This window comes from Pseudomonas sp. 57B-090624, assembly GCF_003234055.1.
GTDB lineage: Bacteria > Pseudomonadota > Gammaproteobacteria > Pseudomonadales > Pseudomonadaceae > Metapseudomonas > Metapseudomonas tohonis.
The window spans coordinates 1-20,081 of sequence record NZ_QKRU01000098.1; the positions used below are offsets into that span (position 1 = coordinate 1).

General features: G+C 70.7%; 15 protein-coding genes. 2 read left to right on the forward strand and 13 right to left on the reverse strand.

What is annotated here, in order from left to right; translation table 11 throughout:
- Positions 1–272: 272 nt before the first annotated feature.
- Genes DMX10_RS29285 through glgA form a run of 10 tightly spaced genes read right to left on the reverse strand, consistent with a single transcriptional unit; the run spans position 273 to position 13,962 of the window.
- Positions 273–920 carry a glycosyltransferase family 2 protein gene (locus DMX10_RS29285; RefSeq protein WP_111264407.1) on the reverse strand — a complete coding sequence of 216 codons (648 nt, stop codon included), beginning with the start codon at positions 918–920 and terminating at the stop codon, positions 273–275.
- Complete coding sequence (locus tag DMX10_RS29290; RefSeq protein WP_111264408.1) at positions 917–1,528, reverse strand: bifunctional 2-polyprenyl-6-hydroxyphenol methylase/3-demethylubiquinol 3-O-methyltransferase UbiG; 612 nt, start codon at positions 1,526–1,528, stop codon at positions 917–919. The genes DMX10_RS29285 and DMX10_RS29290 overlap by 4 nt, the downstream gene beginning before the upstream one ends.
- Positions 1,525–2,280, reverse strand: a complete 756-nt coding sequence (locus DMX10_RS29295) for a PIG-L deacetylase family protein (RefSeq protein ID WP_111264409.1) — start codon at positions 2,278–2,280, stop codon at positions 1,525–1,527. Before DMX10_RS29295 ends, DMX10_RS29290 begins: the two co-directional genes overlap by 4 nt.
- Positions 2,277–3,311, reverse strand: a complete 1,035-nt coding sequence (locus DMX10_RS29300) for an acyl-CoA dehydrogenase family protein (RefSeq protein ID WP_236204932.1) — start codon at positions 3,309–3,311, stop codon at positions 2,277–2,279. Before DMX10_RS29300 ends, DMX10_RS29295 begins: the two co-directional genes overlap by 4 nt.
- Positions 3,311–5,437 (reverse strand): glycogen debranching protein GlgX, encoded by a 2,127-nt coding sequence (gene glgX, locus DMX10_RS29305; RefSeq protein WP_111264410.1) that lies wholly within the window; start codon positions 5,435–5,437, stop codon positions 3,311–3,313. The genes DMX10_RS29300 and glgX overlap by 1 nt, the downstream gene beginning before the upstream one ends.
- A gap of 31 nt (positions 5,438–5,468) precedes the next feature.
- Positions 5,469–5,792 (reverse strand): DUF2934 domain-containing protein, encoded by a 324-nt coding sequence (locus DMX10_RS29310; protein ID WP_111264411.1) that lies wholly within the window; start codon positions 5,790–5,792, stop codon positions 5,469–5,471.
- Entirely contained in the window at positions 5,789–8,587 is a 2,799-nt protein-coding gene (locus DMX10_RS29315) for a malto-oligosyltrehalose synthase (protein WP_111264412.1), read from the reverse strand. Before DMX10_RS29315 ends, DMX10_RS29310 begins: the two co-directional genes overlap by 4 nt.
- A complete protein-coding gene (malQ, locus tag DMX10_RS29320) occupies positions 8,580–10,658 on the reverse strand; it encodes a 4-alpha-glucanotransferase (protein ID WP_111264413.1) in 2,079 nt (692 codons plus the stop codon). Before malQ ends, DMX10_RS29315 begins: the two co-directional genes overlap by 8 nt.
- Positions 10,655–12,421 (reverse strand): malto-oligosyltrehalose trehalohydrolase, encoded by a 1,767-nt coding sequence (treZ, locus tag DMX10_RS29325; protein ID WP_111264414.1) that lies wholly within the window; start codon positions 12,419–12,421, stop codon positions 10,655–10,657. The genes malQ and treZ overlap by 4 nt, the downstream gene beginning before the upstream one ends.
- Positions 12,421–13,962: a glycogen synthase GlgA gene (gene glgA / locus DMX10_RS29330; RefSeq protein WP_111264415.1), complete on the reverse strand. Its 1,542-nt coding sequence runs from the start codon at positions 13,960–13,962 to the stop codon at positions 12,421–12,423. Before glgA ends, treZ begins: the two co-directional genes overlap by 1 nt.
- A gap of 370 nt (positions 13,963–14,332) precedes the next feature.
- Between glgA and DMX10_RS29335 the strand changes: the two genes are divergently transcribed.
- Positions 14,333–14,851 (forward strand): CinA family protein, encoded by a 519-nt coding sequence (locus DMX10_RS29335; protein ID WP_111264416.1) that lies wholly within the window; start codon positions 14,333–14,335, stop codon positions 14,849–14,851.
- Between the two features lies 1 nt (position 14,852).
- Here DMX10_RS29335 and DMX10_RS29340 read toward each other — a convergent pair whose 3' ends face one another.
- Complete coding sequence (locus DMX10_RS29340; RefSeq protein ID WP_111264417.1) at positions 14,853–15,974, reverse strand: mechanosensitive ion channel family protein; 1,122 nt, start codon at positions 15,972–15,974, stop codon at positions 14,853–14,855.
- 246 nt (positions 15,975–16,220) lie between these two features.
- Here DMX10_RS29340 and DMX10_RS29345 point away from each other — a divergent pair, with 246 nt between their 5' ends.
- Positions 16,221–16,553, forward strand: a complete 333-nt coding sequence (locus tag DMX10_RS29345) for a four-helix bundle copper-binding protein (RefSeq protein ID WP_111264418.1) — start codon at positions 16,221–16,223, stop codon at positions 16,551–16,553.
- A 1-nt stretch (position 16,554) separates the two neighbouring features.
- On the opposite strand, the gene DMX10_RS29350 is transcribed toward DMX10_RS29345, so the two are convergent.
- A complete protein-coding gene (locus DMX10_RS29350; protein ID WP_111264419.1) occupies positions 16,555–17,718 on the reverse strand; it encodes a lactonase family protein in 1,164 nt (387 codons plus the stop codon).
- A gap of 3 nt (positions 17,719–17,721) precedes the next feature.
- A complete protein-coding gene (locus tag DMX10_RS29355) occupies positions 17,722–20,055 on the reverse strand; it encodes a glucose/quinate/shikimate family membrane-bound PQQ-dependent dehydrogenase (protein WP_256604882.1) in 2,334 nt (777 codons plus the stop codon).
- Between the last annotated feature and the right edge of the window lie 26 nt (positions 20,056–20,081).

Genomic DNA, 20,081 nt, shown 5'->3' on the forward strand with positions numbered 1-20,081 from the left:
TTTTTCGTCCATAGGTTTCAGCTCTCGCCAAGGCATGGGGCACCCTCCGGAGGGAACCCCGCTAGGTTAAAAACTGTTACCCATGTGGTTGAACCGATTTGTCACCTATGTGGGTGAGTCATACCGGCAAGCCTCTTTGGTTTCTTTCTTGGCGACTGAAGAAAGAGACTCGCCCGGGGGGGCGAAACCAGAAACATCACCAGAGCTCGGCAATCAGCTGGGCTCAATTCTTCTAGCAACACTTAACGCAGACAGAGCCAATGAATTCGCTCCTACAACAACCCCCGCAGGAACGCGGCGAAGCCCTCCGGGGCGCGGGCGTCGAGGCGGGCGCTGGTGTGCACGGCGGGGCTGCTGCTCCAGGAGATGCGTGCGCCGCTGCGTTCGAAGGCGCGCACCAGGTGCAGGTCCTCGTGGGCGGCCAGGGGCGGGAAGCCGCCGGCACGCAGGTAGGCCTCGGCGCTGAAGCCGAGGTTGGCGCCGTGCACGTGGCGGTGGTCGTCGTGCTGGTGGTAGTGGGCGTGGTAGCGCGCCTGGGCGTCGAGGTGGATGGCGTCCCACTGGGCGATGCGCACGGTGCCGCAGACCACGTCGGCCCCCAGGGCCAGCTGTGCGACCAGCCAGTTGGTGCCGGCGATGCTGTCGGCGTCGGTGCAGGCGATCCAGCGCGCGCCCTCGTCCAGCAGCAGGTGCACGCCGGCGGCTCGGGCCTGGCCGACGTTGCGCGCGTCGATGGCCAGGGTGGCGATGCCGGCGGCCTCGGCGATGGCGGCGGAGCCGTCGCTGCAGGCATCCAGCACGGCCAGTACGCGGACCGGTTCGCCGCCGAGGCCGGGGTGGGCGGCCGCCGCCAGCACCGATTCGATGCAGGCGCCCAGCAGCCGTTCCTCGTTGTGCACCGGGATGACGACGCCGATCATGCACCGCGCTCCCGCAGCCCCTCGCGCTCGGCCACCGAGGTGGCGTCGTGGCACCAGACCTCCAGCAGCAGGTCGGGCTCTTCATGGCGCAGCAGGCGCGGCATGCCCAGGCCCCGGGCCAGGCGCTCATGGACTTCGTCGCCGGTCAGCGGGCAGCCGTCGATCTCCGGCCGCCAATGGCAGGCCAGCAGGGTGCCGCTGCGGTTCAGCGACGCCAGGCAATGCGTGATCAGGCGGTCGAGGTCGCCGGCGTCGAGGTAGTAGCACAGCTCGCTGAGGACGATCAGGTCGAAGCGCCCCCTGGGCCACTGCTGCGGCAGGCGCGCCTGCAAAAGGCGCACGTTGGGCTTGTTGGCCAGGCGCTGGGCGGCCAGTTCCACGGCGCGCGCCGAGGTGTCGCAGCACAGCAGGTCGTGGCAGCGTTCGGCCAGGCGCAGGCTCAGCTCGCCGTTGCTGCAGCCGGGCTCGAACACCTTGCCGTAGAAGCCTCGGGGCAGGGCGGCCAGCACCAGGCTGCGCTTGCGCTTTTCGTACCAGCGGCGGCGGAAGGCCCATGGGTCGCGGCTGTCCTGATAGAGCCTGTCGAAGTAGGTGTCGGCCACACTCATAGGAAGAACAGCTCGAAGGGTTGCTGCAGGCGTTCCAGGCTGGCGCTGCCGAGCACCGGCTGGCCACCACCGGGGTCGGCGTACAGCTGGCTGGCGAAGGCCTGCACGGCGTGGCGCTTGCGGGCCAGGGTCCAGATGTCGAGCTCGACCTTGCGCGCGCGCTCCCAGGGGATGCGCGGGTCTTCCGGGCTCGCCCAGTGCCAGGCCCAGATGGGCACCTCGTGGACCAGCGCGCCGATCTCGCTGCCGACTTCGAGGGTGGCCAGCCCCACCGCCTCATGGTCGGCGTGGCCGTCCTCGCGCCAGGTGGTGAAGACCACGTCCGAGGGCTGCAGGTAGGTGGCGAGGAAGCGCTTGAGCTCGCCCAGGTGGCGCCCGACGCCGGTGTCGGGGAAGCCGCCGCGCAGCCACTTCAGCTCGGCCACCGGGATGCCCAGGCGATGCAGCGCCTCGGCGCTTTCCTGGGGGCGTACGATGCCGAGGCGGTGCGCCGTCCAGTAGGGCGAGCCGGGGTGGCTGGCGCTGCCGTCGGTGACCGAGATCAGCAGCACCTGGCGGCCCAGCTGGAACAGCTGCTGCAGCAGGCCGCCACAGCCGAGCACCTCGTCGTCCGGGTGCGGCGCGACGATCACCGCGCGGGCTTCCGGCGGCACCAGGCGCTCGCAGCGAATGGTCGGCACCAGGCTCAGGTGCTGCGAGGCGTTCCAGGCCTGCAGCGGCGTTCCGTCGCCGTGGATGAGGGGCGCTCTCATGGCATCCAGCTCCCTTGTGGTTCTGCGGCGGCGAGGCGGCCGAGGGCGGCGAGGTCACGTTCGGCATGGCTCTGGCGCAGGTACACCGGCAGGTCGGCGAGCAGCCGTGCCAGGTTCGGGTCGAGGCAGTAGGGCGCCGCGCCCAGGGCGTGGCCGACATGCAGGATGGCGGCCTCGGCGGCGCCTTCGCAGATCGCCCGCAGGCGCCGCACCGGGATCTGGGCGTCGGCGCGCGGTTGGCGGTCGATCCAGGCGGCGCAGTCGCGCAGGGTGCAGGCGGCGGCGTAGAGCTGTGCGTCCAGGGCGCCCAGGTGGGCGAGGGCGTGGGGTTCGTCATGGCCCGCGCAATGCGCCCTCAGCGCCTCGCCCAGGGCCTGGGCGGCACCCAGCCAGCAGGCGGCGATGCCGGCGCCGCCGTGCCAGAAGCCGGGGCGCTCCAGGTAGCCGCCGGCCGGCCCGATGCAGTGGGCGCGGGCCTGCTCGAAGTGCACCGCGACGCTGCCGGTGGCGGCCATGCCCACCGCGTTCCAGCCGCCCGTGGCGATGCGCACCCCGGGCTGGTCCAGGGCCACGGCCACCAGCTGCTGGTGGCCGGCTTCGTTCCAGCCGGTGAGCAGCGCGTGGCTGAGCACGGCGGCGCCGGAGCACCAGGCCTTGGTGCCGTCCAGGCGCACGTCCTGCTGCGAGGTGCGGGCGTTGATGCGCACCCGCGCCTGCGCGGGCTCGGCGGCCCAGACGCCCCAGGTGCTGCCGGGCGGCGGCGCCTCGGCGCCGAGTTCGTGGAGGATGGCCAGGGCGTCGGTGTGGCCTTCGTAGAGCTTGCACAGGCCCAGGTCACGGGCGGCGACCCGGGCCAGCGCCTGCCAGCGCTGCAGGGTGGCACCGCCGCCTGGCCGGGGCAGGTGGTCGAGGCCCGCCGCCACCAGCGCGGCCAGGCGACGGCCGAGCTCGGGAGTGTCGGCGCCCGGGCGCGGGTACTCCGCCAGGTCGCCTTCCAGGCGGTCGGCGGAGCAGGCCGGGGCGCTCCCCATCAGCCGTTCTCCCGTTGCAGCTCGAAGAGCAGCAGCGAGCGGTTGGTGAGGGTGAACTCGGCGTCGAACTCGAAGCGCTCCAGGGAACGGTCGTCGGGACGGTTGGTGTCCAGCAGCAGCGTCCAGGCGGTGCCCTGGGCCACTTCCGGCAGGCGGAAGTTGACCACGTCGTGGTGGGCGTTGAGCAGCAGCAGGAGGGTGGCGTCGGCGCCACTGCGGCGGATGCCGGTGGGTTGCGCGCGGCCGTCCATGAGCATGCCCAGGCAGCGGGCGTTGCCGTCCTGCCATTGCTCCTCGGTCATCTCGTTGCCGCAGGTCGACAGCCAGGTGACGTCCTTGACCCCGAGTTCCTCGTTGTACTCGCCCACCAGGAAGCGGCCGCGACGCAGGATCGGGTAGGCGCGGCGCAGGCTGATCAGCCGCCGGGTGAAGTCCAGCAGGCTGCGGCCCTCGTCGTCGAGTTCCCAGTCGATCCAGCCCAGCTCGTTGTCCTGGCAGTAGACGTTGTTGTTGCCCTGCTGGGTGCGGCTGAACTCGTCGCCCGCCACCAGCATCGGCGTGCCCTGCGAGAGCAGCAGCGTGGCCAGCATGTTGCGCATCTGGCGCAGGCGCAGCTCGCGGATGTCCGGGTCGTCGGTGGGGCCTTCGACGCCGTGGTTCCAGGAGTAGTTGTTGTCGCTGCCGTCGCGGTTGCCTTCGTCGTTGGCCTCGTTGTGCTTGTGGTCGTAGCTGACCACATCGCGCAGGGTGAAGCCGTCGTGGGCGGTGACGAAGTTGACCGAGGCGTAGGGCCGGCGGCCGCGCTGGTTGAACAGGTCGCCCGAGGCGGTGAGGCGGCTGGCGAGCCCGGCGACCTGGCCGTTGTCGCCGCGCCAGAAGGCCCGCACGGTGTCGCGGAAGCGGTCGTTCCACTCCACCCAGCCGGGCGGGAAACCGCCCACCTGGTAGCCGCCCGGGCCGCAGTCCCAGGGCTCGGCGATCAGCTTGAGCTTGCTCAGCACCGGGTCCTGGCGGCAGGCGACGAGGAAGCCGTGGCGCTCGTCGAAACCGTGGGCATGGCGACCGAGGATGGTGGCGAGGTCGAAGCGGAAGCCGTCGACGCGCATCTCGGTGGCCCAGTAGCGCAGCGAGTCGGTGACCATCTGCAGCACGCAGGGGTGGCTGAGGTCGAGGGTGTTGCCGGTGCCCGAGTCGTTGATGTAGTGGCGGCGGTTGTCGGGCAGCAGGCGGTAGTAGGTGGCGTTGTCGATGCCGCGCATGCACAGGGTCGGGCCCAGCTCGTTGCCTTCGGCTGTGTGGTTGTAGACCACGTCCAGGATCAGCTCCAGGCCGGCGTCGTGCAGGTGCGCGACCATTTCCTTGAATTCGTTGATGTGGCCGCTGGCGAGGTAGGCCGCATGGGGCGCGAAGAAGGCCAGGCTGTTGTAGCCCCAGTAGTTGTTCATGCCCTTTTCCAGCAGGTGCTGGTCGTTGACGAAGCCGTGGACCGGCAGCAGCTCGATGGTGGTGATGCCCAGGGAGCGGATGTGCTGCAGCAGTTCGGCGTTCATCAGCCCGGCGCAGGTGCCGCGCAGGTGCTTGGGCACGGCGGGGTGGCGCATGCTGGTGCCGCGCAGGTGGGCCTCGTAGATCACCGTGGCGTCCCAGGGCACGCGCACCGCCTTCTGCTCGGGCCAGGTGAAGGCGGGGTCGATGACCTTGGACTTGGGCACGAAGGGCGCGCTGTCGCGCTCGTCGAACGACAGGTCGCCGTCCTTGTGGCCGATGGTGTAGCCGAACAGCGCCTCGGACCAGCGCAGCCCGCCCATCAACTGGCGGGCATAGGGGTCGACCAGCAGCTTGTTGGGGTTGAAGCGGTGGCCGGCGTCGGGCTCGTAGGGGCCGTGCACGCGGTAGCCGTAGATCTGCCCGGGGTGGGCGTCGGGCAGGTAGCCGTGCCAGATCTCGTCGGTGTATTCGGGCAGTTCGATACGCTCCAGTTCACGCTCGCCCTTGGCGTCGAACAGGCAGAGCTCCACCTTGGTGGCATGGGCGGAAAACAGCGCGAAGTTGACCCCCAGGCCGTCCCAGGTGGCGCCCAGGGGAAAGGGGTGGCCTTCGGTTATCCGTGAGCGTTGCCTGCTCATTGGTGCTTCTCCTCAAACGACTCGGTGGGGTTCAGGCTTTCGGCGCCTTGGGCGTGGCCTTGGCGGCACGCGGCTTTTTCAGCAGCGCGGGTTTTTCTTCGGTGGCGGCCTTGGCGGCACGTGGCTTGCGCGGTGCCGGCGGGGCGGCGAGGGCCTCGGTGGGCGTGCTGGTCGGGACCTCCTTGGGTTTGCTGACCCGGCGCGGCTTGGGCGCCGGCGGGCGCTCGCCGCGGGTTTCCGACTCGGCGAGCTTGCGCGCCATTTCCCAGTGACGGGCTTCCTGGCCCGTGGGTCGGCCCTCCGATTCCCAGATCTGGTAGGCGAATTCGCGGATGCGCTGTTCTTCTGCACTCATGGCTGTGGCTCCTGGTGAGGTCTGAAACACAAGAGGTTGACGGGGAAGTCCGCCAGCGCCTGCGCCACGGCGATGCGCCCATCGACGGGGTGCAGCGGCGCGCTGGAGAACACGCCGGTGAGCGCGCCCTCGGCAATGGCGGCGGGCAGCACCACGCGGGTGTCGCCCCAGCGTGCTGGCGGGATGTGGGGCGTGACGGCCTCGTCCAGCAGCCCGCTGGCCAGGCGCGGCACCAGCACCACCAGGTAGTCGCCGCCGTGGCTGCGGGCGAAGGCCAGCAGCTGCTCGGCGTGCTCGCCCTCCACCGGCAGCGGCTGGTAGTCGCCCCGGGCGAAGAGGTCGGCGCGGGCATAGCGCACCGAGAGCACGGTGGAGATCAGCCATTGCTTGATGCGGCCATCGCGCCAGTGCTCGATCAGCTGGTGCTGGTCGGCCGGTTCGGTGAGGGCGTCGATGCGGCGGGCGAAGTCCACTTCGCGGCGGTTGTCCGGGTCCACCAGGCTGAAGTCCCAGAATTCGGTGCCCTGGTAGAGGTCGGGGATGCCGGGCGTGGTCATGCGCAGCAGGCACTGGGCGAGTCCGTTGAGGGCGCCGGCGGCGGCGATGGCGTTGGCCGCGGCGGCGATGTCGATGCGCAGCTCGCGGGCGGTGTCGCGCGCCAGCAGGTCGTGCAGGAAGGTGCGGCAGGCCACTTCATAGGCGGCGTTGGGGGCGCTCCAGCTGCTGTGCAGCTTGGCCTCGCGCAGGGCCTTCTCCTGCCAGCGCAGCAGGCGCTCCAGGTAGGCCTCCAGGGCGTGGCGGTCGTCGGCGTCGAGGTCCAGCGGCCAGCTGCCGAGCAGGCACTGGTAGAGCATCAGCTCGTCCGCCGCGCTGGGGGCGCCGTCGCTGTCCAGCACCTCGCGCAGCGGCGCTGCCAGGCGCCGCCAGTGCTCGCAGCGGGCGGCGAACCAGGCGGAGCGCTCGCTGAGCACCGCCAGGCGCGCGCGGTTGTCCTCGCCGCGCTTGTGGTCGTGGGTGGCGGTGGTCAGCAGGTTGCCGGGGAAGTGCTGCGAGCGCGCCAGGCACTGGGCGTGGAACTCGGCGACCGAGCCGCTGAACTGCTGCGGGTCGAAGCCCACGTCGTTGCGCGAGAGCAGCACTGCCGAGCGGTAGCAGGCGGTGTCCTCCACGGCCTTGGCGGCGGCCGGCGAGGTGAGCTGCTGGAAGCGCGCCAGGACCTTGCGCCGCTGCTTGCGCTGCGGGCCGGGCGGCACCTCGCGCAGGGGCTGGCCGCCGAGCCAGCGGTCCAGGTGCTGCAACAGCGGCTGGTCGGCCTCGCCCAGGGTGCTGCGGGCACCGGCCAGGGCCTGCTCGAAGACGCGGCGGTCCTGCTCGGAGCGGCCGCAGGCACCGGCATAGGTGCGGTACACCGGGAAATGCACGATGAGTTCCAGCAGCGCGCGGCGGATGGCGCCCAGGGTCAGGTCGCGGGTGGCGATGTCCTCGCGCGCCACCAGCAGCAGGCCCTGGGCGAGGTTCTCCAGATCGCCCGCCAGGGAGCTGGTGAGCACCAGTTGGCGGGCTTCCAGCACCTCGTCCTGGAAGCGCCCGGAGCGGCCACTCAAGGTGCTCCACAGGGCGTTGAGCTGCAGCTCGCCCAGGGGCGAGTGCTGCAGCAGGGACACCTGGTTCATGAATTCGTAGCCGGTGGTGCCGTCCACGCCCCAGTCGCCGGCCAGGCGTTCGCCCGGGCCGAGGATCTTCTCGACGTAGATCGGGAAGTGCTGGCCGAGCAGGGCGCGCGGGCGCGTGTCCAGCAGGCCCTCGACGCGCCGGCGCAGGCGGCGGCAGTAGCCGCGCGGGTCGGCCAGGCCATCCACGTGGTCGATGCGCAGGCCGTCCACCAGGCCCGCTTCGATCAGCTCGAAGACCTTGGCATGGGTGGCTTCGAACACCTCGGGGCGCTCGACGCGCAGGCCGCCCAGTTCGTTGATGTCGAAGAAGCGCCGCCAGTTGATGTCGTCGGCGGCGGTGCGCCAGCTGGCCAGGCGGTAGTGCTGGCGCTCGAGCAGCCGGTGCAGGCGCTCCAGGCCTTGCGGCGTGTCGGCGTGGTAATGCTCCAGGGCGCAGGCCAGGGGCGCGTCGTCCGGGGTGGCTTCGGCCAGTTGGCGGCGCAGCTCCCGTGCCTGTTGCCAGGCGTCGGGTTGCCCGTCCAGGGCCTCGAAGCGCGCCGCGAGGTCCGCCAGGGACGGCTCGCCGCTGGCCCGCAGCAATTCGCCGTAGCTGGGCGGGGTGAGGGGGAAGCGATGGTCGAAGTGCTGGGCGTAGAGGCTGCCGTCCCCGGCGTCGTAGCGCAGGGCGATCTCGCCGGCCGCCAGCACCTCGCCGTAGTCGCTGCGCAGGAAGGGCACCAGCAGCTGGCCGCGCAGCAACGGGTCGTGGGAGCGCCACTGGATGTCGAAGAACTGCGCGTAGGGGCTGCTCCGGCCCCATTCGAGCACGTCGAGCCACCAGGGGTTGTCGTCACCGCCCACGGCCATGTGGTTGGAGACGATGTCGAGGATCAGCCCCATGCGCTGCTCGCGCAGGGCGGCGACCAGGCGCTCGAGCGCCGCTTCGCCACCCAGCTCGGGGTTGACCCGGGTGGGGTCGACCACGTCGTAGCCGTGCACGGAACCCTTGCGCGCGGTGAGCAGCGGCGAGGCGTAGACATGGCTGATGCCCAGGCGGGCGAAGTAATGCACCAGGGGCACGGCGTCGTCGAGGGTGAAGCCCCGGTGGAACTGCAGGCGCAGGGTGGCGCGGACTTCATTCATGGCCTTGGCCCTCCAGCTGGCGGCGTGCGTCGTCGAGGCGTTGCAGGCGGCGGCTGGGGCCCGGGCCGTCGAGCATGCTGGCGGCCGGTTCGCTCCAGCGTCGCCGCCAGTTGGGGTGCTGGTCGCCGGGACCGGGCAGGTTGGGTTGTTCCTCGCTGCCCATCACGTCTTCCAGGGGCAGCAGCACCAGGGGCGCGGGGGTGCGGCCGACGAAGCCGATGCAGGCTTCCAGCTGCGCCTCGCTGTCGCTGTCCGGGCCGTGGCTCGGGTCGCTGGCGTGGAGCGCGGTGGTCAGCGCGAGCTTTTCCCGCGTGCGGGCCTCGCGGTCGCCATGGCTGTGCTCGGCGCTGCGCTGGCCGGTGACCTCGCGCCACTCGATGTCGCGCCCCAGGAGCCAGCCGCGCATGCTCGGCAGGTCGTGGGTGGTGGTGGTGGCGAGGGCGTCGCGGGGCCAGCTGTGGGGCGGCAGGAAGCGGCCGTCGGCCTGCTCGAACTGCAGCACGCGCATGCCGAGGATCATCCGCTGCGCCAATTCTTCACGCAGGCCGGCGGGCACGGTGCCGAGGTCTTCGCCGATGACCAGGGCGCGGTGGCGGAAGGACTCCAGCGACAGCAGGCGCAGCAGGTCCTGCAGCGGGTAGTTGAGGTAGGCGCCGGCTTCCGGCGGGGCGCCCTGGGGCAGCACCCAGAGGCGCTTGAGGCCCATGACGTGGTCGATGCGGATGCCGCCGGCGTGGGCCAGGTTGGCCTGGAGCATCTCGATGAAGGCGCGGTAGCCGTGGCGTTGCAGGCCCTCCGGGGAGAAGGCCGAGACCCCCCAGCTCTGCCCGGAGCGGTTGAGGATGTCCGGCGGGGCACCCACGGTCACGGCGGGCAGCAATTCGGCCTGGCGCGCCCAGGCCTGGCTGCCGGCACCGTCGGCCCCCACGGCGAGGTCGGCGATCAGGCCGATCTTCATCCCCGCGCCCCGGGCAGCGCTCTGCACGCGGTCCAGGCCACGGGCGATCAGCCACTGGCAGAAGGCGTGGAAGGTGACTTCCTGCTCGTGCTCGGCGGCGAAGCGCAGCACCGCCTCGTGCTGGGGGTCGCGGTACTGCTCGGGCCAGACGCGCCAGTCGGTGGGCAGGCCGCTGCGGCTCATGAAGCCGTGCAGGGCCTCGAAGCGGCAGTGCTGCAGCAAGGCGTCGCCGCCGTGCTCGCGGAAGCTGGCGAAGTCGGCGCTGAAGGCGTTCTCCGGGCCGCTGAAGCCGTCGAACAGCGCACGCAGGATGGCCTGGCGGCTGCTGGCCACGGCGGGCCAGTCGATCAGCGGCTGGGCTTCCAGGCGCGCCAGCTCGGCACCCAGGCCGCAGGCGGCGATCGCCTGCTGCATGGCACGCTCGCCGAGGATGCCGCCGGGGGCTGCGTGCAGCGCGTTGAACAGCAGGCGGCTGGAGGGCGAGTAGGGGCTGTAGGTGTGGCTGTTGGCACTGAACATGGCGTGCACCGGGCTCAGGGCGATGGCGTCGGCGCCCTTGGCGGCGGCGCTGCGGGCCAGTTCCTCCAGCGCCTGGGTGTCGCCCAGGCCGCCGTCGCCGGGGCGGCGCAGGGAATACAGCTGCGCGGTGAGCCCCCAGATGTGCCGGCGCTGGTGGTCGCAGAGCTGGGCCACGCTCTGGCAGGCCGGCGGGGCCACGGCCAGGGTCAGCGCCTGGTCGCCGATCAGCAGGCGCTGGTAGCCGCAGGCGGCGATGGCGGGCAGGCGGCCTTCGTGGTCGAGGCGGGCGTCGACCCGGGTGCCGTCCTCGAGCTGCAGCGCAAAGGGGGTGCCGGCGGCGAAATGCCGGGCCAGCGACAGCGGCTGGCCCTGGTCCAGCGTCAGCAGGGGAGCGAGGGTGGCGCTGCCGCGCTGCTGCTCGATGTGGGCGAGGCTGGCGTGGATCTGCTGCTCGCTCTGCGCCGGGTAGCCGAGGGCTTCGAGCAGCGCGCGCTGGGCCTCGGGGGCCACCTGCTGCGGGCGGCCGTCGGCGTCGGTCCAGTGGATGCTGAGGCCGGCGGCACCGGCCAGGTCGGCCAACAGGGCGTCGCTCATGCGCTGTCCTCCAGGGTCACGGCGACGCTGCGCGGCGCCAGCAGGCCCTGGCGGTAGTCGTCCAGGTCCATGCGGTTGGAGAAGATCACCCGCGCGCCGTCGTGCGGCAGCGGTGCACGTACCGGGGCGGAGGCGAGGTTGAGGTCGATGCGCAGCAGGCTGCCGTCACCCAGGCGCCAGCTGGCCGATACGGCCTTTTCCTCCAGCACCCGGGTGCCGATGGCCTGGCTGCCGGGCAGGCGTGGCACCAGTTGCGCGTGGCGCAGCTCCAGCAGGCGCCGGTAATAGACGCGCCAGGCCTGCTGGCCGGGCTCGGTGCAGGTGGCGCAGTCGGGGATGGAGCCGGTGAAGGTGCCCAGGGCGTTGGGGTCGGGAATGCTCCGGCGGATCTGCTCGTCGGCGAACACCGCGAACTCGCGGAACTCGTTGCGCCGTCCGTCGCGCACTGCGCGGCCCAGTTCCTCGTTGTGCGAGGTGAAGAACAGGAAGGGTTGGCGCGAGCCCCATTCCTCGCCCATGAACAGCAGCGGGATCATCGGGCTGAGCAACAGCAGGGCGGTGGCGGCCTTGAGTTCGTCGGGCTCGGCCAGGCTGGCCAGGCGCTCGCCGAAGGCACGGTTGCCGACCTGGTCGTGGTTCTGCAGGAACAGCACGAAGGCGGTCGGCGGCAGGTGTGCGCTGGACTGCCCGCGCAGGTGGCCGCGCCGGGTGGACTCGCCCTGGTAGACGAAGCCTTCGCCGAGGCAGCGCGCCAGCTTGCTGGTGGTTTCCGTGGCGAAATCGGCGTAGTAGCCCTCGCGTTCGCCGGTGAGCAGGGCGTGCAGCACGTTGTGGCCGTCGTCGTTCCACTGCGCGTCGTAGCCCTTTTCCAGCAGGTCGACGTCGTTGTCCTCGTTCTCCAGCACCAGGTGCAGGTGGCGGCCCTTGCCGACGGCGGCGCGCAGGCGGCCGGCCATCTCCACCAGGAAATCCTTCTCGGCGATGGCGTGCACGGCGTCGAAGCGCAGGCCGTCGACGCGGTAGTCCAGCACCCACATCAGGGCGTTCTCGCAGAAGAAGTCGCGCACCTGCACCTGGCGGAAGTCGATGGCCGGGCCCCAGGGGGTCTTGCGTTCGCGGTTGAAGAAGGCCCCGGCGTACTGGCCGAGGTAGTTGCCGTCGGGCCCGAAGTGGTTGTAGACGACGTCGATGAACACCATCAGGCCCAGGCCGTGGGCGCTGTCGATGAGCCGCTTGAGCGCCTCGGGCGGGCCGTAGGAGCTGTCCGGTGCGAAGGGCAGCACGCCGTCGTAGCCCCAGTTGCGTGCACCGGGGAATTCCCCCAGGGGCATCAGCTCGATGGCGGTGACGCCCAGTTCCTTGAGCCCGGGCAGCAGTGCCTCGACGCGGTCGAAGCCGCCGAGCAGGCCGACATGCAGTTCGTAGATCACCGCCTCGTGCCAGGGGCGGCCCCGCCAGTCGGCGTGACGCCAGCGGTAGGCCTTGGGATCGACCACCCGGCTGAAGCTGTGGGGGCCGTCCTCCTGGGCCCGCGAGGCCGGGTCGGGCACGCGCAGGTGCCCGTCGATCAGGTAGCGGTAGAGGGTGCCGGCGCCCAGGGGCAGGCGGCTGCAATGCCAGCCTTCGCCGTGGGCGCGCAGCGGGTGGCGGCTGCCGTCGGCCAGCTCCACCTCGACGGAGCCGGCATCCGGTGCCCAGAGGGCGAAGCGTGTGGTGCCGTCTTCCTCGAGCAGCGCCCCATGGCTGCGCGTCAAGGGAAACATCAAGCCTGACCCCCTGCCTGCAGCGTCATCGAGCCGGCCTTGAGCAGCCGCTTGTACAGGCGGTCATAGGGCTTGACCGACTGGTGCCAGTAGAGCGGCGAGGCCATGGCCTGGCAGCGCATGGCGTTGAGCAGCTCGGGGTGGCGGTAGACGTTGAGCGCGCGCTGCACGGCATCCAGGTAGCTGGCGGCATCGGCCTCGCGGAACAGGAAGCCGGTGACGCCATCCTCGATGGTGTCGGCCAGGCCGCCGGTGCGCCGGGCGATGGGCAGCGAGCCGAAGCGCTGGGCATACATCTGGCTCAGGCCGCAGGGTTCGAAGCGCGAGGGCATCAGCAGGAAGTCGCTGCCGGCGAACATGCGCCGGGCATCGGTCTCGTTGAAGCCGACGTGCACGCCGATGCGGCGCGGGTGGCGCTGGGCGAGGTCCTGCATGGCCGACTCCAGGGCCGGCTCGCCGCGCCCGATGATGGCCATGCGACCGCCGCCGGCGACGATGGCGGCGGCGATCTCCAGGGTCAGGTCGATGCCTTTCTGCTGCACCAGACGCGAGACCACGGCGAACAGGGGGCCGTCGCCCGGCTCCAGGTCGAAGAGCTTCTCCACGTACTCGCGGTTCTCGCGCTTGCCCTGCCACAGCTGGGCGCTGAAGCTGGCCACCAGGTGCTCGTCGGTACGCGGGTCCCAGCTCTCGTCGATGCCGTTGGTGATGCCGCTGAGCTGGCCCTGGTCGACACGGTGCTTGAGCATGCCTTCCAGGCCGCAGCCGAAGTCCTCGGTGGTGATCTCGTGGGCGTAGTTCTCGCTCACGGTGGTCACGTGGCTGGCATGGGCGATGCCGGCCTTGAGGAACGACAGCTTGCCGTAGAACTCCATGCTTTCGTGGCTGCAGGCTTCCGGCGGCAGGCCCAGCTCCGGGCTGCACTGCGGGTCGATCAGGCCCTGGTAGGCGAGGTTGTGGATGGTGAACACGCTGGGCGTGGTCTGCCCGCGCCAGGCCATGTACGCAGGGGCGAGGCCGGCGGGCCAGTCGTTGGCGTGGATCAGCTCCGGGCACCAGCTGAGGCAGGCGGTGCCGGCGGCCAGCTCGGCGGCGGCCAGGCCCAGGCGGGCGAAGCGGATGTGGTTGTCCGGCCAGTCGCGGCCCTCGGCGTCGCCATAGGGCGTGCCTTCGCGCTCGTAGAGCTCGGGGCAGAGGATGACGTAGACGATCAGGCCGTCCTTGAGGTCCATGCGGCCGATGCGGCAGGCGGGCAGGGCGGCATGCCCCGGCACCCGGCCGATCACGCGGATCGGGTTGCCGCTCTCCAGCACCTGCCGGTAGCCGGGGATGAGGACGCGAACGTCATGTCGGGAAGCCAGGGCCCTGGGCAGTGCAGCGGAAACGTCCCCCAGGCCGCCGACCTTGACCAGATCGGCGAACTCCGAGGTGACGAACAGAATTCTTTTCTTGTTGGTGTGCAGGCTTTCAACATGCAGCTGGGGGCGATTGGTCACGGAACTCAAACCCCCGAGCTGAGCGCTCGCTACAGCATTTCCCATATCATCCTCCGCTATCCAAAATCCCTGAATAGGGGGATGCAGTCTCACCGTCCGTGCGCGGGTCATCGTTCCTGCACCGCTTCTCGAGCCGGTGCCAGATGGAAAGATGAGCTTGGAAACCCAGCACAGACGTCACATCCCCACATAAACCCTGACCGGGCGCGGAGCGGAGAAGTTTCGACTATTTTTCCCTCCGGCCGGCCGTCGGGGAACGTTGGCGATGAGGGTTGTCGTCGGCTGCAGCATCGCGGATGAATTTCGCTCCCACGACGGGCGCGCCCGTCGCCTGCACCGGTGGATAGTGGGAACTCGGCAGCTCCGGTGCATCCCTAAGCCACTACACAGGCACAGCCATTCCCCGGAGGCCGTCATGCAGAGCGTCGAGCAGGTTGTGAGTTTCCTCGAGAAGTACCAGCTGTCCCTGGTCACCGCCGAATCCTGCACCGGGGGGATGATGGCGTCCCTGCTGGCGGGGGTGCCCGGTTGCGGTGCGGTGCTGGATCGGGGCTATGTCGCCTATTCGCCCGAGGCCAAGCAGCAATGCCTGGGCGTGGCCCCGGGCACCATCGCCCGCTACGGCCTGACCAGCGAGGAGGTGGCGCGGGAGATGGCCCTGGGCGCCCTGGACAACAGCGAGGCCAGCGTGGCGCTGGCCAATACCGGGCTGGCCGAGGCCGAAGGCGAGATGGACGGCCTGGTGTGCTTCGCCTGCGCCATGCTGATGGACGGCGAGCCCTGGGTGGTCAGCGAGCAGTTGCGCTTCGATGGCCAGCGCAACCAGGTGCGCGAGGCGGCCGCCCGGCATGGCCTGCTGCAATTGCCCTACTACTACGAGCGCCTGCGCCAGGCCGTCGCCGCGAAGCTGCCCATCGAGGCGGCCGGCGGCTGATTCACACCGGCGGCTGGCGCTCGGGTTCGACGATGGGCTCCGGGTGGCGGCCGCCCAGTTCGGGCGCGGCACTGCGGGACAGTTCGGCGCGCAGTTGCGGCAGGCAGTGCGGGTAGCGGTGGGCGATGAAGTTGATCAGGTTCTCGCGCAGGTAGCAGCGCAGGTCCCAGTTGCGCGAGGAGTCGATGGAGCTGACCAGCACCCGCAGCTGGATGGCGCGTTCGTTGGCGTCCACCAGTTGCAGCACGCTGACGCGCCCGTCCCAGAGTTGCGGCGCTTCCTTGCACAGGCGCTCCAGCTCCTGGCGCAGCGGGTCCAGCGGCATTTCGTAGTCGGCCCAGAGCACCACCGCGCCGGTGATCGAGGAACTGACCCGCGTCCAGTTCTGGAAGGGGTTCTCGATGAACCACTGCAGCGGCACCACCAGGCGGCGGTCGTCCCAGATGCGCACCACCACGTAGGTGCCGGTGATTTCCTCGATGCGCCCCCATTCGTTCTCGACGATCACCACGTCATCCAGGCGGATGGGCTGGGTGATGGCGATCTGCAGCCCGGCGATCAGGTTGCCCAGCACCGGCTTGGCGGCGAAGCCCACCGCCAGCCCGGCGACCCCGGCCGAGGCCAGCAGGCTGGTGCCGAACTGCCGCGCGGTGGGGAAGGTCATGAGCATGGTGGCGGCCCCGAACAGCAGCACGAAGAAGCTCAGGGTGCGCACCAGCACGCGGGTCTGGGTCTGGATGCGCCGGGCGCGCAGGTTGTCGCTGATGTCCACGGGGTTGTGCAGCAGGATCACCTGCTGCACCGCATCCACCGCGCGCAGGCCGAGCCAGGTGAAGGTGCCGATGATGGCCATCGAGGTGAGCTGGCGCAGCGGGCCGATGAACAGCAGGTCGTCGTCCGCGGCGCTCCACACCGTCTGCAGGCCGAGCAGCGGCAGCAGCAGGTAGAGCGGCCGACGCACCCGTTGCAGCAGCTCGCGCAGGAACAGCACCGGCTTGGCCAGGCGGACGAGCACACGCATGACCCCGCGTGCGGCCAGGCTGAGGCCCAGCGTCACCACCAGGGCCGTGAGCAGGACCCTGAGTTCGGGCAGCGGCAGGTACGGTAGCCAGTTTTCCAACATGGGGAACCTCCGGATCACGATGACCCTGTTAGTGACCCGGTGCCTGGCGATGGGTTCGGGTGGATGTTCAGGCGGCCATGGCACGCTTGTAGGTGGGCGCCGAGCGCAGCGAGGCCCAACGGAGCGGGGCTCGACTCTGCTGCGTTGGGCTTCATGCCTCAGCCCAACCTACGGCGCACATAAATCTCCTGAACCGCCGCGCCATGGCGGGGCCGAAGTAGATGAGCCCCCTGGATGGAGATGCCCATGAATGCCGAGATCCAAGCCTGTGCCGAAGCCTGCGTGGTGTGTGCCAGCGCATGCGCGCAGTGCGTCACCGAGAGCCGCCTGGACGAGTCCGGCGAGGACCTGGGGCGCTGCATCGAGCTGAGCCGCGAATGCGCCGACAGCTGCCTGCTGATGGAGGAGCTGGTGGAGCGGCAAAGCGCCCAGGTGATCGCATTCGGCCTGTTCTGCGCGAGCATGTGCCGGCTGTGCGCGGCGGAGTGCCAGCGTCACGACCTGGCGTACTGCCAGCGGCTGGCCCAGGTGTGCGAGGAGTGTGCGAGGCAGTGCCAGGGCCTGGCCCTGGCCGCCTGAATCACGGGACGAAGCGCAGGGCGCTGGGAGCGGGGGTGCTGATGCCTTGCACCTGCTCCACCAGCAGGCCGCTCTGCGGGTCACGGGAGAATACCGCCACGCTGTCGCTCTTCTGGTTGGCCACCAGCAGGAAGCGCCCGTCCGGGGCGAAGGTGAATTCGCGAGGTTCCTCGCCCCCGCTGGCGTGCCGCTGCACTTCGCTGAGGCTGCCGTCGGCGGGGCTCACCGCATAGACCACGATCTGGTTCTCCACCCCACGGCGGGCGACGTAGAGGAAGCGTCCGTCCGGCGACAGGTGGATGGCGCCTAGGCGGCGGTCGCCCTCGGCGTTGGCGCCGGGCGGGTCGAGGTCGACCAGGCCCTGTTGCTCCAGCCTGGCCTCGTCGCGGCCGAGGATGGCGATCTGGTTGGACAGCTCAAGGCTCAGGTAGGCGCGCGTGCCGCTCCTGTCGAACGCCAGGTGGCGCGGGCCGCTGCCCTTGGGCAAGGCGAAGGCGCCGGGCCTGGCGGCCTGCAGCGGCTTCTTCGGTTCATCCCCGTCGTAGCGGTAGGCGTAGACCTTGTCGGCGCCCAGGTCGGTGACGAACAGGTAGCCGCCAACCGGCACCGCCGCGTGCATGTGCGAGGAGCCCTGGCGCTGCGAGCCGCGCCTGGAAAAGCTCTGGCGCACCTGCTGGGCCACGGCGCCCAGGGTGCCGTGGGCCGTGACCGGGATCACCGCGAGGCTGCCTCCGGGCGTGGGCCGGGTGCCGTAGTGGGCGACGAAGAGGAAGCGCCCGTCCTCGCTGAGGCTGGCATGGGTCGGCTCGGCACCCCGGGTCGCCACCTGGCTGAGTGGCGTGAGGCTGCGCTCGGCGCCCGCGCCGATGGCGAAGCTGCTGACCTGGCCGGCCGGGTCGCGCCCCCGGGGCGGGTTCTCGTTGGTGGCGAACAGCTGGCTGCCATCCGCCGAGAGCACCAGCCACGAGGGGTTGGCGCTGGGCAGGGTCTGCAGCGGCCGTTCCGTCAGCCGGCCCTGGGCGCCGTCGAAGGCGAAGCGCTGGATGCCGGGGCAGGCCGCGCCCGCGCAGCCGACCAGCAACTGGGTGGTGTCGACGGGAGGGCGCCCGGCGCATCCGGCGAGCAGGGTCAGGGTGCACAAGAGCAGTGGGACGTTACGCGGCATCGATCATTCCTTGGGCAGGGCGAAGGCCAGGACATGGTCGCCCTGGCGGGTGTGCAGTGAGCCGTGGCCACCGGCGACGATCAGCACGTACTGGCGACCGTCCTTGCCGGTGTAGCTCATGGGCGTGGCCTGGCCGCCGGCGGGCAGGCGGCCTTCCCAGAGCTGCTCGCCATTGCGCACGTCATAGGCGCGCAGGTACTGGTCGAGCGTGCCGGCGAGGAAGGCGACGCCGCCGCCGGTGATCACGCTGCCGCCCAGGCTGGGCACGCCCATGGGGAGCGGGATGGGGATCGGCGAGCTGTCGCGCACCGTGCCGTTCTTGTGTTTCCAGGCGACGTTCATGGTGGTCAGGTCCAGGCCCGCGACGTAGCCCCAGGGCGGCGACTGGCAGGGCAGCCCGAGGGGGGACAGCAGCGGCGAGAGCAGGGCGCCGAAGGGCGCGCCCTTGTTCGGCTGTACGCCTTCGATCTCGCTCTTGCGCGCAGGTTCATCGGCGGCGCGGCCTTCAGGCACCAGTTTCGAGGTGAAGGCCATGTAGCTGGGGTTGAGGAAGGCGATCTGGCGCACCGGGTCCACCGCGATGCCGCCCCAGTCGAAGACCCCGAAATTGCCGGGGTAGACCAGGCTGCCCTGCTCGGAGGGCGGGGTGTAGATGCCTTCGTAGCGCAGCGAGCGGAAGGCGATGCGGCAGAGCATCTGGTCGATCGGCGTGCCGCCCCACATGTCGCGCTCCTGCAGCGGCGGGGGCATCAGGTTGAGTGCCGACATGGGCTGGGTCGGCGCGGTGAAGTCGCCCTTGGCCGCGCCCTGGGGCACAGGGGTTTCCTTCACCGGGACGATGGGCTCGCCGGTGCGCCGGTCGAGCACGTAGAGGCTGCCCTGCTTGGTGGAGGCGATCAGCGCCGGGCGCGGGGCATCGCCGGCCTTCTGCGGCGGCAGGTCGACCAGGGTGGGCTGGCCACCGACGTCCATGTCCCAGAGGTCGTGGTGGGTCATCTGGAAGGTCCAGCGCACCTTGCCGGTGGCGATCTCCAGGGCGGTGACGCCGGCGCTGTATTTCTCCGATGCGGGGGTACGGCGGCCGCCCCACTGGTCCGGGGTCTGGTTGCCCATGGGCAGGTAGAGCAGGCCGAGCTGCTCGTCCAGGCTCATCACCGACCACATGTTCGGCGAGTTGCGGGTGTAGGTGCGGCCCTCGGCCAGCGGGGCGGTGTCGTCGGGGTTGCCGGCATCCCAGTTCCACACCAGGTGGCCGTCGCGCACGTCGTAGGCGCGGATCACGCCCGAAGGCTCGTCCTCGGAAACGTTGTCGGTGACGTGGCCGCCGATGATCACCAGGTCACGGCTGACGCCGGGCGGCGAGGTGGAGTAGTAGCCGCCCGGGGTGAAGCTGCCGATGCCGCGCGTGAGGTCGATGGACCCCTTCTCGCCGAACTCCTCGCAGGGCTTGCCGTCATCGGCGTCCAGGGCCATCAGGCGGGTGTCGGCGGTGGGCAGGAACAGGCGCCGCTCGCAGCGCTTGCCGTCGCCGGGGGTGTCTTGCTGGTGGTAGGCGACGCCCCGGCAGGTCATGTGCGCCCAGCCCTTGAAGCTGTCGGCGTGCTGCGTGCTGATCTTCGGGTCGAAGCGCCAGATCTCGCGGCCGCTGTCCGGGTCCAGGGCGATCACCTGGCTGTGCGGGGTGCACACGTAGAGCATGCCGTTGGCCTTCAGCGGGGTGTTTTCGGCGGTGGTTTCCTGCGGGTCGTCGGGGCCGGGCAGATCGCCGGTGCGGTAGCTCCAGGCCAGCTCCAGCTTGTGGACGTTTTCCGGGGTGATCTGCGCCAGGGGCGAGTAGCGGTCGCCGGCATTGCTGCGCCCGTAGGCCTGCCAGTCGCCTTCGGGCATGGGCGGCTCGCCGGCGGCGGGCGCGGGGTCGGCCCGGCTGATCTCGCCTTCCTGGCGGTGGGGTTCGGTGAACTGGCTGAGCAGTGCCACGGCGCCGGCCAGCAGCACCGCCACCAGCAGCGCGCCACCGTTGGCCGGCGAGGTGCCACCGGCCAGGCCGCGCCGCGTCCAGGGCAGCAACAGCAGCACGCCGAGGCCGAACCACAGGGCCAGGCGCGGGACCAGTTGCCACCAGTCCAGGCCGACTTCCCAGAGGGCCCAGGCGGTGGAGGCGATGAGCATCGCGGCGAACACCAGCAGCGCCGAGCCGAGGCCGTTCCACAGCAGGAAGCCGGTCAGCAGCAGGGCTGCACCGGTCAGCGGGTAGTACCAGGAGCCGCCGACCCAGACCAGGCGGATGCCGCCGATCAGCAGGGCGAGGCCGATCAGCGACAGAAGCAGGGCGAGCAGGCGGGCAAGGTGGGAAGGGCGGGCGC